Annotated in this window: 11 protein-coding genes; 5 read left to right on the top strand and 6 right to left on the bottom strand. The window is 68.5% G+C overall.

The features are described from left to right. The first annotated feature begins 2 nt into the window (after positions 1-2). Genes ABIB15_RS09005 through ABIB15_RS08995 form a run of 3 tightly spaced genes read left to right on the top strand, consistent with a single transcriptional unit; the run spans position 3 to position 2943 of the window. Entirely contained in the window at positions 3-953 is a 951-nt protein-coding gene (locus ABIB15_RS09005; protein ID WP_502908932.1) for a carbohydrate ABC transporter permease, read from the top strand. Positions 954-955: 2 nt separating this feature from the next. Then, positions 956-1774 carry a carbohydrate ABC transporter permease gene (locus ABIB15_RS09000; RefSeq protein WP_354477178.1) on the top strand — a complete coding sequence of 273 codons (819 nt, stop codon included), beginning with the start codon at positions 956-958 and terminating at the stop codon, positions 1772-1774. 11 nt (positions 1775-1785) lie between these two features. Further along, entirely contained in the window at positions 1786-2943 is a 1158-nt protein-coding gene (locus ABIB15_RS08995) for a glycoside hydrolase family 1 protein (RefSeq protein WP_354477176.1), read from the top strand. Here the strand turns inward: ABIB15_RS08995 and ABIB15_RS08990 are convergent. Continuing rightward, positions 2940-3521 (bottom strand): dihydrofolate reductase family protein, encoded by a 582-nt coding sequence (locus ABIB15_RS08990; RefSeq protein ID WP_354477173.1) that lies wholly within the window; start codon positions 3519-3521, stop codon positions 2940-2942. The two genes, ABIB15_RS08995 and ABIB15_RS08990, sit on opposite strands and share 4 nt — an antisense overlap. A 23-nt stretch (positions 3522-3544) precedes the next feature. Further along, on the bottom strand, positions 3545-5416 hold the full coding sequence (locus ABIB15_RS08985) for a phosphoenolpyruvate carboxykinase (GTP) (RefSeq protein WP_502908931.1): 1872 nt from the start codon (positions 5414-5416) through the stop codon (positions 3545-3547). A gap of 136 nt (positions 5417-5552) precedes the next feature. On the opposite strand from ABIB15_RS08985, the gene ABIB15_RS08980 reads away from it, so the two are divergent. Continuing rightward, on the top strand, positions 5553-6989 hold the full coding sequence (locus ABIB15_RS08980) for a helix-turn-helix domain-containing protein (protein WP_354477170.1): 1437 nt from the start codon (positions 5553-5555) through the stop codon (positions 6987-6989). A 230-nt stretch (positions 6990-7219) separates the two neighbouring features. Here the strand turns inward: ABIB15_RS08980 and ABIB15_RS08975 are convergent, their stop codons facing one another. From ABIB15_RS08975 to ABIB15_RS08960, 4 genes are all read right to left on the bottom strand, one after another. Next, positions 7220-8080, bottom strand: coding sequence for a fumarylacetoacetate hydrolase family protein (locus tag ABIB15_RS08975; RefSeq protein ID WP_354477167.1), 861 nt, complete (start codon positions 8078-8080; stop codon positions 7220-7222). Positions 8081-8332: 252 nt separating this feature from the next. Then, on the bottom strand, positions 8333-9715 hold the full coding sequence (locus tag ABIB15_RS08970) for an alpha-hydroxy acid oxidase (RefSeq protein ID WP_354477164.1): 1383 nt from the start codon (positions 9713-9715) through the stop codon (positions 8333-8335). Positions 9716-9721: 6 nt separating this feature from the next. Next, entirely contained in the window at positions 9722-10432 is a 711-nt protein-coding gene (locus tag ABIB15_RS08965; protein WP_354477162.1) for a FadR/GntR family transcriptional regulator, read from the bottom strand. 76 nt (positions 10433-10508) lie between these two features. Further along, complete coding sequence (locus tag ABIB15_RS08960) at positions 10509-11432, bottom strand: 2-hydroxyacid dehydrogenase (protein ID WP_354477159.1); 924 nt, start codon at positions 11430-11432, stop codon at positions 10509-10511. A 155-nt stretch (positions 11433-11587) separates the two neighbouring features. Here ABIB15_RS08960 and ABIB15_RS08955 point away from each other — a divergent pair, with 155 nt between their 5' ends. After that, positions 11588-12934 carry an APC family permease gene (locus ABIB15_RS08955; protein ID WP_354477156.1) on the top strand — a complete coding sequence of 449 codons (1347 nt, stop codon included), beginning with the start codon at positions 11588-11590 and terminating at the stop codon, positions 12932-12934. Positions 12935-13045: the final 111 nt, after the last annotated feature.

Genomic DNA, 13045 nt, shown 5'->3' with positions numbered 1-13045 from the left:
TCATGGCCGTCCTCGCACGAGAGACCGGGCGGGCGCCCTCACCGCGCCCGCCCGCGCCGACGGCGCAGCGGCGCTCGCCCGGCCGGCGCAAGATGACCTGGGTCGCATGGGGCTTCGCCGCCCCATTCATGATCCTCTTCGTGGTGTTCATGGCGGGCCCCATCCTCGCGTCCTTCGCGATGAGCTTCACCGACCTCACGACCCGCGACCTTCGATCGCCGTTCAACGTGAACTTCGTCGGTGTCGAGAACTACATCAACCTCCTCAACGACCCGCGGTTCATCAAAGCGCTCTCGAACACCGCGGTCTTCGTGATCGCTGGCGTGCCGCTCACGATCGTGCTGGCGCTGCTCGTGGCCCTCGCCCTCAACAACGGCATCAACAAGTTCCGCACCGTGTTCCGCGTGGGCTACTACGCCCCCGTCGTCACGAGCATCGTGGCGATCGCGATCGTGTGGAAGTTCATCCTCCAACCGGACGGATTGCTCAATGGCTTCCTGGCGATCTTCGGAATCTCCGGCCCCAACTGGCTCGAGAACACGACGTTCGCCCTCCCGTCGCTCATTGCGATGGCGATTTGGCGCAACATTGGAACCCTCATGGTGATCTTCCTCGCGGGACTCCAGGGTGTGTCGCAGGAGCAGCTTGAGGCGGCAATGATGGACGGCGCCGGGCCCGTCAAGCGATTCTTCAACGTCGTCGTGCCCGCCCTCCGGCCAACCCTGCTGTTCGCGGCGGTCATCACCGGCATCGGGTTCCTGCAGTTCTTCGAGGAGCCCTTCGTGATGACCAGGGGCGGTCCGCTCGACGCGACCCTCTCCACCGCGATGTACACGTTCAACCAGTTCGGATTCGGCAACTACTCCTATGCCTCGGCGGCCAGCTACGTGCTGTTCCTCGGCATCGTCGTCCTGTCGCTCGTGCAGTTCCGATTCCTCCGACAGAAGGACTGACCATGCAACGCAAACCGAGATGGTGGCTCTACGTCGTGCTCGTCACGGGGTTCGTCGCGATGATCTTCCCGTTCATCTGGATGCTGCTCGGCTCGTTCAAGACGAACGCCGAGATCCGCCGTGCCCCCCTGAACTTCCTTCCGGAAGACCCGACGCTCGAGAACTACGTGCAGCTGTTCGGGCGGCTCGACTTCACGACCTACTTCACCAACAGCGTTGTCGTGGCGGTCTTCGTGACGCTCGGCAATATCGCGTTCTCGTCGATGCTGGGCTACGCGCTCGCCAAGCTCGAGTTCGCCGGCAAAAAGGTGCTGTTCGGCCTCGTGCTCGGCACGCTCATGGTGCCGGGTGTTGTGACCTTCGTGCCGTTGTTCGTGCTCACCTCGAACCTCGGCCTCGTGAACTCGTATCCCGGCCTCATCCTGCCGTTCCTGATCACGCCGCTCGGCGTCTTCCTCATGCGGCAGTTCATTCTGAGCCTTCCTGACGACATCATCGAGGCCGCCAGGATCGATGGCGCCAGCGAGTGGCGGATCTTCCTTCGGGTGATCATGCCGCTGTGCGGGCCGGCCGTGGCAACCCTCGCGATCCTGACCTTCCTGGGCAGCTGGAACAACTTCCTCTGGCCGCTCGTCGTCGCCACGAGCGAAGACAAGTACACGCTCCCGGTCGCCCTCGCACTGTATTCGGTCGGGCAGAACGCCTCGCAGTACGGCCTGATGATGGCGGGCGCCGTCGTGGTCGTCGTGCCGGTGCTCGCGATCTTCATTGCCCTGCAGCGCTACTTCGTTCAGGGCATCGCCCTGACCGGAATCAAATAGTAAGGAACGCAATGACATTTCCCAACGGATTCCTGTGGGGTGCCGCCACCGCGCCGCACCAGGTCGAGGGCAACAACACCTCCAGCGACTGGTGGCTGCGCGAGCACGGGCAGCTGCCGAGCCCGCATCCGGTCGAGTCGCCGAGCGGTGATGCCGCGGACAGCTACCACCGCTACCCGGTAGACATGCGCCTGCTCGCCGACGCCGGCCTCACGAGCTACCGGTTCGGCATCGAGTGGGCCAGGATCGAGCCGGAGGAGGGCTTTGTCTCCCGCGCCCAGCTCGATCACTACCGCAGGATGATCGACACGGCGCTCGCACTCGGGCTCACGCCCATGGTCACGCTTCACCACTTCACCAACCCGGCGTGGCTCGCGCGGGATGGCGACTGGCGCAACCCCGCCGTGGTCGACCGGTTCGCGAGATTCGTCGAGACGGCGCTGCCGATTCTCTCCGACGTCGACCTCGTGTGCACAATCAACGAGCCGAACATGGTGGCGATCATGGCGAACTCGAGCGAGGCGTTCCCGCACGTCGGCCTCCCGGCGGGCGACCCCGTCGTCACCGAGAATCTCATCGCGGGCCACAAGCAGGCGGTCGACATCCTGCGCGGCGCCGGCAAGCTCGCCGGCTGGTCGGTCGCGACGCAGGCCTACCAGCCCGAGCCGGGCGCCGAGCAGGCAGCCGACGACTACGGGTACTCGCGAGAAGACGTCTTCATGGATGCCGCGCGCGGTGACGACTGGATCGGCATTCAGGCGTACACGCGCACGAGGATCGGCGCGGATGGGCCGATCACGATTCCGGATGCCGCGGAGCGCACCCTCACCGGCTGGGAGTACTACCCCGGAGCGATCGAATTCGGCATCCGTCGCTCCTGGGAGCGCAACGGCGGCGTCCCGATCTACGTGACGGAAAACGGCATTGCGACTGCCGATGACGCGCGCCGCATCGACTACACGACGGGCGCGCTCGAGGGGATTCTGAGTGCCATCGCCGACGGCATCGACGTGCGCGGCTACCTGCACTGGAGCGCACTCGACAACTACGAGTGGGGCAGCTACACGCCCACCTTCGGACTCATCGGCTGGGACTCCGAGACGTTCGAGCGTCACCCCAAGCCGAGCCTCGCGTGGCTCGGCGGGGTCGCTCGGGCGGGCGCACTCTAGGGGCGCGGAACCGCGGCCTTCACCACGTCGAGAACCAGGTGGGCGAACTGGCCGCGCTGTTCGACGCTGCGCAGGCGCAGTCGACCGGGATCGATTCGACGAGGCAACAGCGGAGCGCCGCCCGTGAGGAACGCTGGTGCGAAGGTGACCTGGATCTCGTCGAGCAGTCCCGCATCAGCGAACTGCCCGGCGAGATCGCCCCCGCCGACAACCCAGATATCGCCATCGCCTGCCGCACGGATCAGCTCAGGGTAGACCTCGGCGACACCGCCACAGACGAACCTGATGTCGGCGCCCCCGACCGCGGGCAGCGTCCTCGACGTGAAGACAAAGGTCGCACGGCGGCCGTACAGCTGCTGCCAGCGCTCCGGATGTTCGAGCAGGCCCTCGTGCTCCAGTACCCAATGGTAGGTCGTTGACCCCTCGACGAGCACGCCAATGCCGGCCAGGAACCCCGAGAAGTCACCCTCGTTGCGATCGGCATCCTGCTCCACCGAAAACAACCAGTCGAGAGAGTTGTTCTCGTCAGCCAGAAGGCCGTTGAGGCTCGCGGCGGTGTAGTAGACGACCCGTGTCATAAACCATCGCTACCCGGGGTCGGTCAGCGGAGGCGTGCCCGAAGTGCCGCCAGCTGCTTCGCGAGGGCCTGCGGCAGCTTCTCGCCGAACGTCGCGAAGTACTCCTCCGTGGACTCCACCTCGGCGAGCCATGACTGCGGGTCGACCTTGAACAGCTTCTCGAGGTCACCCTCGGGGAGATCGAGACCGTCGACGTTGAGGCCGTCAGCGGTGGGAACGAGGCCGAGCGGCCCATCGGCTGCCGGAACCTTGCCGTCGGCGCGCTCGAGGATCCACGCGAGGACGCGGGAGTTCTCGCCGAACCCGGGCCAGAGGAATCCGCCGTCCTCGTCCTTGCGGAACCAGTTCACCTGGAAGATTCGGGGCATCCGACCGCCGGGACGCAGTTTGTCGCCGACCTTGAGCCAGTTCGCCCAGTAGTCGGCCATGTTGTAGCCGCAGAAGGGGAGCATCGCGAACGGGTCGCGGCGCAGCTCGCCGACGGTGCCTTCCGCGGCGGCGGTCTTCTCCGAGGAGATCGTCGCACCGAGGTAGACGCCGTGCTCCCAATCGCGGGCCTCGACGACGAGCGGCACGTTGGTCGCGCGTCGGCCGCCGAAGATGATCGCGTCGATGACGACGCCCTCCGGGTCGTCCCAGTCGTCCGAGATCGTCGGGCACTGGCGCGCGGCCACCGTGAAGCGGGAATTCGGATGCGCGGCGGGGCGCCCGGAGGCCGGGGTCCAGTCCTTGCCCTGCCAGTCGGTCAGGTGGGCCGGGACCTTGTCGGTGAGCCCCTCCCACCAGACGTCGCCGTCGTCGCGCAGGGCGACGTTCGTGAAGATGGTGTTGCCCCAGATCGTCTCGACCGCTGTGGCGTTGGTCGAGGCTCCGGTTCCGGGAGCGACACCGAAGAAGCCCGCCTCGGGGTTGATCGCGCGCAGGGTGCCGTCGGCGGAGGGATGCAGCCAGGCGATGTCATCGCCGATCGTCTCGACCTTCCATCCGGGGATGGTCGGTTTGAGCATCGCGAGGTTCGTCTTGCCGCACGCGGAGGGGAACGCCGCGACGACATGGAAGACCTTGCCGCGCGGGTTGGTGACCTTGAGGATGAGCATGTGCTCGGCCATCCAGCCCTCGTCGCGGGCCATGGTCGAGGCGATTCGCAGAGCGAAGGACTTCTTGGCCAGGAGCGCGTTGCCGCCGTATGCCGAGCCGTACGACCAGATCTCGCGGGTCTCGGGGAAGTGGGTGATGTACTTCTCGTTGTTATTGCACGGCCACGGCACGTCTGTCTCGCCCTGCGCGAGCGGCTTGCCGACGCTGTGCACGGCCGGAACCCAGTTCGTGTCGGCATCGATGAGCTTCAGCGCGGCGGATCCCATGCGGGTCATGACCGCCATGCTCGCGACCACGTACGGGGAGTCGGTGACCTGCACGCCGAGCCGGGACAGGCGGGAGCCGAGCGGTCCCATCGAGAAGGGCATCACGTACATGCGGCGTCCGCGCATGGCGCCGGCGAACAGGCCGTCGAGGGTCGCACGCATCTCGGTCGGGTCGGCCCAGTTGTTGGTCGGCCCGGCGTCCTCCTCCGACTCGGAGCAGATGAAGGTGCGGTCCTCGACGCGGGCCACATCGTTGGGGTCGCTGCGGGCGAGGAAGCTGTAGGGGCGGTGCTCCGGGTTGACGCGCACGATCGTGCCCTGCTTGAGCATGACCTGGATGAGGCCATCGAACTCCTGGGGGCTGCCGTCGCACCAGACGACGTCGTCGGGAAGGGTGAGGGCCGCGATCTGGGCGACCCACGCGACGACGCCGGGATCGGTGCCTTCGGGGGGCGTATGCGCCATGGCTCGGGCGTGGACAATTCTCGTCGGTCCGGTCGTGGTGGGCCTGTTGAGGGTCGAGCTGCTCATGGGGTTCTCCTCTGAACGTGTGGGGCGGGGATCTGGCGGTCAAAATCGCCCTTCTCTTCCATAATTGACGCTCCAACGGTGGTCTGCAGCCCCTAGTGAGTAGAAAGATCGGCAATTCTTTCGGTATCCTGATTGGATGCAAGATCTTGCCACTCTCGGACAGAGAATTCGCCACTTCCGCAACCAGGCCGGGCTGACCCTCGACCAGCTCGGGGCCGAGGTCAGCATCGCGGGAAGCCAGCTCTCCCTCATCGAGAACGGCCGCAAAGAGCCTCGTCTCTCGCTCCTCGCCCGCATCGCCTCGGCGCTCGGCACCGACGTGAACGCGCTGCTCGACGATGCGGCGCCGAACCCGCGGGCCGCCCTCGAGATCGAGCTCGACCGGCTGCAGCGCTCATCCGTCTATGCGTCCCTCGGGCTTCCGCAGGTCAAGCCGTCGCGTGCGATCAGCGACGAGACCCTCGCCGCGATCGTCGGGCTCAACCGTGAGCTGGCCCGGCGCGAGCGGGAGGCGATCGCGACGCCGGAGGAGGCCCGGCGGGCGAACACCGAACTGCGCCAGCGGATGCGGGCACTCGACAACTACCTCCCCGACATCGAGAAGCTGGCCGAAGACACCCTGCGCGGTGTTGGGCACATCTCGGGCGCGCTCACCCACCGGTCGGTGAGCCGGATCGCTGAGCAGTTGGGCTTCGAGCTTGTCCACGTGGCAGACCTTCCGCACTCGGCTCGTTCGGTCACGGATCTTGAGAACGGCCGTATCTACCTGCCACCGGCATCCATCCCCGGCGGGCACGGACTGCGCTCGATGGCTCTGCAGGCCATGGCGCACCGGCTGCTCGGCCACGCGGAGCCCGAGAGCTACGCGGATTTTCTCCGCCAGCGCCTCGAGATCAACTACTTCGCGGCGGCGTGCCTGATGCCGCTCACCCAGTCCGTCGAGTTCTTGCGAGCCGCCAAGACGGAACGCAACATCGCCGTCGAGGACTTCCGCGACGCCTTCGGTGTCACGCACGAGGCGGCCGCGCTGCGGTTGACGAACCTCGGAACGGCGCACCTCGACATGCAGCTGCATTTCCTGCGGGTCGGCGGTGACGGCGCGGTGTACAAGGCCTACGAGAACGACGGGCTGCGGCTGCCGGTCGACGTGACCGGGTCGACGGAGGGGCAACTCGTCTGTCGGGAGTGGAGCGCGCGCAAGGCTTTCGGGCACACCAACCGCACGACGGAGTTCTACCAGTACACCGATACCCCGGAGGGCACATTCTTCGACTCGACCCAGACGGGCACGACCTCGGCGGAGGAGTTTTCCATCACGATCGGGGTGCCGTTTGCCCACTCCAAGTGGTTCCGCGGGCGCGAGACGACCGCCCGCGCCGTCTCGACCTGCCCGGACAAGAACTGCTGCATGCTGCCATCCGGAGGCCTCGCGTCGCGCTGGTCAGGCAAGGCCTGGTCGAGCGCCAAGCTGCACGCGCACATCCTCGCACCGCTGCCCTCGGGCACCTTCCCTGGCGTCGACGACCGCGAGCTGTACGAGTTCCTCGAGGCGCACGCGGCACCGGAGCACTGACCCCGCCCGCGCGTCTGCTTTCATTATTCAGGAGTCTGCCGGAAGGGCGACTGTCATCATTCAGGAATCTGGCGGCCCGGCAGGCGTCATCGTTGCGGAGCGAGACACGCCATCAGCACTTTTCCGGCCCAAACACACATTTGCGCCGCTCATCCGTCACCTCGGCCACATCAACTCCTGAATGATGAAAGCCGCAGTCGGCTGTCACTCCTGAATAATGAAAGCAGGCGCTAGGGGGTCCGGACGAGTTGCTGCCGCTGCTGGCCGAGACCCTCGATGCCGAGCTCGAGCACATCGTCCGCCGTGAGATAGGGGTAGTGGCCCGATAGCGCCACGCCCTCCGGCGTGCCCGTGTTGATGAGGTCGCCCGCGTCGAGGACCAGGTACTGAGACAGGTGCCAGACGATGAAGGCGGCGGAGAAAATCATGTCGGCAGTGCTCGAGTCCTGGCGCTTCTCGCCGTTCACGCGCGACCAGATGCGCAGCGACTGCACGTCGGCGATCTCGTCAGCTGGCACGAGCACCGGCCCGAGCGGATTGAAGGTGGCGCAGCATTTGCCCTTCGACCACTGGCCGCCGGACTGCTCGCGCTGAAAGGCGCGCTCCGACACGTCGTTGCTCACCGTGAACCCGGCGATGTGGCCGAGCGCATCCTCGGGGGAGGCGAGGTAGCTCGCCCGCGAGCCCATCACGATCCCGAGCTCGACCTCCCAGTCGACCTTCTCGGCGCCGGGCGGGATGAGCACGTCGTCGTACGCGCCGACGATGGTGTTCGGATGCTTGAAGAACAGGATCGGGACCTCCGGCGGCACCGATCCCGACTCGGCCGCATGGGCGGCGTAGTTCTGGCCGATGCACAGCACCGCGCCCGGCTTCGCGATCGGGGCGCCGATGCGGAGCCCGCCGGCGTCCTCGACGAGGCCGAGCGCACCCGGCGTGGCGAGCGCGTCGCGCACCCGTTGGATTCCGCCGCCCTCGAAGAATGCGCCGTCGAGGTCGGCGGTGATCCCCGAAAGATCGAAGACCTCCCCGTTCGGCATCCGGACGACGGGAATTTCGCGGCCGACCGGCCCAAGGCGCATCAGTTCCATGGGTTCAGCTTCTCAGTCCGCGCGGAGGAGCGCGAACGCGGATACAGGTGTGCCTGCTTCCGCCGAGCGTGCCTGCTTCCGCCGAGTGTGCCTGTTGCCGCCGAGCGTGCCTGTTGCCGCCGAGTGTGCCTGTTGCCGCCGAGCGTGCCTGCTTCCGCCGAGCGTGCCTGCAGCAGTGGGCGCACTCGGCGTAAGGGGGCACCCTCGGCACGGGAGGCGCGATCCGCGGGCTACGGCGGCGCGATCCGCGGGCTACGCCGGCGCGGTCGGGGCCTTCGCCGCGGGTGCCGCGCGCGGCGCTCGCTTCGTCGTGGGGGTGCCCGATACGGCCGCGGCCGCCGCGGGAGCAGTCTTTCGCGCCCGCGACGCAGCGGGCTCGGCCGCCGCGACCATCGACGGCGCGACGGCTCGCGGCACCAGCCGCTCGAGCTGCAGCACGTGGCCGGGGTTCAGCTCCTCGAGCGAGTTGACGCCGAGCAGGCGCATGGTGCGCGCGATCTGCTCCGACAGGATCTCGATCGTGCGGTCGACGCCCTCGCGGCCACCGGCCATCAGGCCGTAGAGGTACGCGCGCCCGATCATCGTGAACCGGGCGCCGAGGGCGACGGATGCGACGATGTCGGCGCCCGACATGATGCCCGTGTCGAGGTGCACCTCGAGGTCGTTGCCGACCTCGCGGGCGACATCCGGCAGCAGGTGGAACGGGATCGGCGCGCGGTCGAGCTGGCGCCCGCCGTGGTTCGAGAGGGTGATGCCGTCGACGCCCATCTCGGCGAGGCGGCGGGCGTCGTCGAGGCTCTGCACGCCCTTGACGACAACCTTGCCCGGCCACTGCGCCGTGATCCAGGCGAGGTCCTCGAAGGTCACGGTCGGGTCGAACATCGAGTCGAGCAGCTCGCCGACGGTGCCCGACCAGCGGTCGAGCGACGCGAACGCGAGCGGCTCGGTGGTGAGAAAGTTGATCCACCACTCCGGCCGTGGCAGTGCGTTCAGCACCGTGCCGACGGTGAGCTGCGGCGGGATCGAGAATCCGTTGCGCTTGTCGCGCAGGCGCGCCCCCGCGACCGGCACGTCGACCGTGACCAGCAGCGTGTCGTAGCCGGCGGCCGCGGCGCGCTCGACGAGGGCCATGGAGCGGTCGCGGTCCTTCCACATGTACAGCTGGAACCAGTTGCGGCCGTTCGGGTTCTCTGCCTTGACGTCCTCGATCGAGGTCGTGCCCATGGTGGAGAGGGCGAACGGGATGCCGGCCGCTCCGGCCGCCCCGGCCCCGGCGATCTCGCCCTCGGTCTGCATCATGCGGGTGAAGCCCGTCGGGGCGATGCCGAACGGCTGCGCGACGGGCGCACCGAGCACGTCCCACCCGGTCGACACCGTGGAGACGTCGCGCAGGATCGCCGGGTTGAACTGGATGTCTTGGAAAGCCTGGCGCGCGCGGGCGAGGCTGATCTCGGCCTCGGCGGCCCCCTCCGTGTAGTCGAAGGCCGCCTTCGGGGTGCGGCGCTGCGCGATCTTCTGCAGGTCCTGGATCGTGAGCGCCCGGGCGAGGCGACGCTTCTTCGCGTTGAACTCGGGCGCCCGGAAGTTCATGAGCGGCGCGAGATCCTTGTAGCGCGGGAATCGACGTTGAACCATGGTGGTCTACCTTTCGAGAGGGGCGAGCTTGCTGTCGGCGTAGTAGCCGGTGATGTGGTCGTGGACGAGCGTGCGGGCGCGGGGCGCGTCGTGCGAGGCGATGGCGGCGACGATGCCGCGGTGCTCCGCCCGCAGCCGCTGCGCCATCAGCTCCCACGACGGCACGAACGCCGCCCCGGCGAGCACGTAGCCCTCGACCGAGCTGCGCAGCCCGGTCATGACCGCGGCGATGACGTCGTTGCCGGATGCCGCGGCGAGGGACACGTGGAAGGCGGCGTCGATCGCGAGGAACTCGGCGGTCGTGAGTTCGCCGTCCATGGCCGCGAGCAGCTCGGCGGGTGCGGTCAGGTCAACGGCTCTCGACTCGGCCAGCGCGGTCACGACGGCGGCTTCGAGCACGAGCCTCGTCGCGACGACATCCGCGACATCGAAACCTCCGGCGGCGACGTGAAGTCGCATGAGCGCCGCCATGCCGCCGGAGGGACGGGCAACGACGATCGCGCCGGCCCGCGGGCCCGAGCCGGTCTGGGTGCGGATCAGACCGAGCACCTCGAGCACCCGCAGGGCCTCGCGTACCGATGAGCGGCCGACGCCGAGCTCGGTCGCGAGGGTGCGCTCGGGGGGAAGGCGGTCGCCCGGGCCGATGGTGCCGGCGACGAGGTCGCCCTCGATGCGCGCGAGCACGTCCTGCCAGGCGCGGCGATCGGTGGACGGCACGGTGCTCCCTCGCTCCGGACCGCATGGTTCGGTCATGTGGTCTGACCACACCATACATGGGGTGCCGTCGAGAGCGCTACCCGCCCAGCACCGGATTGAGCGGCGCCTCGCCCGCCTGCAGCCGGCGCACCTGCTCGCGCACGACCCGGTCGACGCGGCCGGCCATGGCGTCGGTATGGCCCCCGAGATGCGGGGTGACGATGACCCCCGGCAGGCTCCACAGCGGGTGGTCGGTGGGCAGCGGCTCCGGGTCGGTCACGTCGAGCGCCGCCCGACCGCGGCTGGCGGCCAGCCAGTCCATGAGGGCGGCGGTGTCGACCACGGGGCCGCGCGCGACGTTGACCACGAGCGCGCCGGGACGCAGCCGCCCGAGGAACTCCGCGTCGACCAGGTGGCGCGTGTCGTCGGTAAGGGGGACGGCGAGCACCACGATGTCGGCCTCCGGCACCAGCGCGGCAAGCGACTCCATGCCGTGCACCTCGCCCCGGGCATCCGTCCTCGCCGACCTGCCGACACGCACGATGCGCGCGTCGAACGGTGCCAGGCGCGTCTCGATCTCGCGGCCGACCCCGCCGACCCCGATCAGCAGCACCGTCTTGCCCGCGAGCCCCGGATGCTGCGCGTGCGCCCACTCGCCGCGCGACTGCGCCGTCACGGCCTCGCCGATGCCGCGCTGGCTCGCGAGGATGAGCGCCAGGACGAGTTCGCCGGTCGAGGCCTCGTGCACGTCGACCGCGTTGCAGTAGACGATGCCTGCTGGCAGTGACTCGCTCACCCCGTCGAAGCCGAGAGTCTGGCTCTGCACGACCCTCACCGACACCGAATCCAACCCGCGCAGCTCGGCTGGGGGGATCATGTAGCGCAGAACAAGCAGGTCGATCGCTACGTCGGGGTCGGGGTCGCCGAGATCCCAGACGATGGTGCGCACGCCGTCCGGCGGCAGAGACAGGCGCCGGGCGATCTCCGCGTCGGGCAGGGCGATGGTCAGTGTTCTCTCCACGACGGTCACGCTACCTCTCGGCTCGCGATGAGGCGACCGCCCCGCCTCGTCCGAGCGAAAGGGCTCCCGTGCCCGCTGGAGATGGGCCACGGATGCGCCGGCGACCAGGCCTGCAATCGCGCCCGATCTTGTTTATTGCGTTCGCGTTCGCCGTGATGGCGGACCCCGTCTCGTCGGTGGCCTATGCGGTCGAGGCCGCCCTGCGCGCCCTCGACGGCGACCTGACCCTGCTCGTTCCGACCATGGGGCTCGTCGTGGGCATCGTCGCGGTCGTCATCGTCAACTACCGCCAGCTCATCGCCCGCTACCCCGGTGGCGGCGGCGCGGCCGGCGCGGTCGGCGAGGCCTTCGGCGACGCCTGGTCCTTCCTGCCGATCGGCGCGCTCATCGTCGACTTCGTGCTCACCATCGCGATCAGCGTGTCGGCGGGGGCGTCGGCTGTGATCGCCTACCTCCCCGCGCTCGCGCCGATGCGGCTCGCGCTCGCCCTCGGGCTCGTGGTGGTTGTCGGCGGAATCACGCTATTCGGGCACCTCGGGCGGGTCGTCTTCGCGGTCATGACGATCTCGTTCATTGTCGTCGCCGCCATTGTGCTGGTCTACGGGCTCGGCGCCGACCCCCAGCCGCCGACGGATGCTGCGGTGACGGCTCCCGGCGGGGCCAGCATCTTTGCGGTGCTGCTCGCATTCCCCGTGGCAATGGCCCTCGCGACGGGCGTGGAGGCGCCGTCGTCGGCGATCGCCCAGCTCGGGCAGCTCGATAACGAGGGCCGCCGCCGATTCGGCCAACTTACCCTCTGGCTCACGCTGGGCGTGGTCGGCACGATCACGATCGGTCTCGCGGTCGAGATCTCCCGGCTGCAGATCGCGCTGCCGTCGGCGGACTCGACCCTCGTCGCCGAGCTGGCCAGGATCGCGGCGCCTGCGCCCGTGTTCGCGGCCTTCCAACTCGTCACGGCGTTGCTTCTGCTCGCCGCCGCGAGCTCGTCGTTCCAGGCGGGCCCCGGCCTGCTCGCCGCGCTCGCCGAGCGCTCGATCGGCAACGGCCACGACATCGGCATCCTGCCCCGCGCGCTGGGCCGCACCAATCGGGCGCGCACCCCCTACTGGGGAGTCGCCCTGTTCGGCGCTCTCGCCATGCTGATCGTCGTTGTCGGCGGCGGGCGCGACCAGGTGCTGGTGCTCTTCTACGCCGTGGCGGTGTTCATCAGCTTTCTCGCGGGCCTGGCCGCGATGGCCAGGTTCTCGAAGCAGGACGGACGCCGGGGATACTTCGTGCTCAACGTGTTCGGGGCAGTTGTGGTCGGGTTCACTCTCATCGCAAACCTTGCCCGCGGATACCCGCTCGTGAGCCTCGCAGCGACGCTCCTCATCGCCGGTGCCCTGTTCGGGATGTGGGTGCGGGTCGGCCGCCCCCGCGGGGTGCGCAATGTCGCGGCCGAAGCCGAGCTCGAGGCGGCGGAACTCGAGGGTGATGACCCCGTCGACCCCGCCGCGCCCTAGACGATATGAGTACGGCGCTTACCTCTTGAGGCTGGGGCCCCCGTTCGAGTAGACGTGGGTTACCAGCCTGCGGAGGTTGGCCTATCCACAGTCGAACTTTGGAGGCCCCAG

It is taken from the genome of Marisediminicola sp. UYEF4 (assembly GCF_040546025.1).
In the GTDB taxonomy this organism is placed as follows: domain Bacteria; phylum Actinomycetota; class Actinomycetes; order Actinomycetales; family Microbacteriaceae; genus Marisediminicola.
Note: the sequence above shows the minus strand (reverse complement) of the source record. Positions and strands in the feature narration are given on the sequence as shown.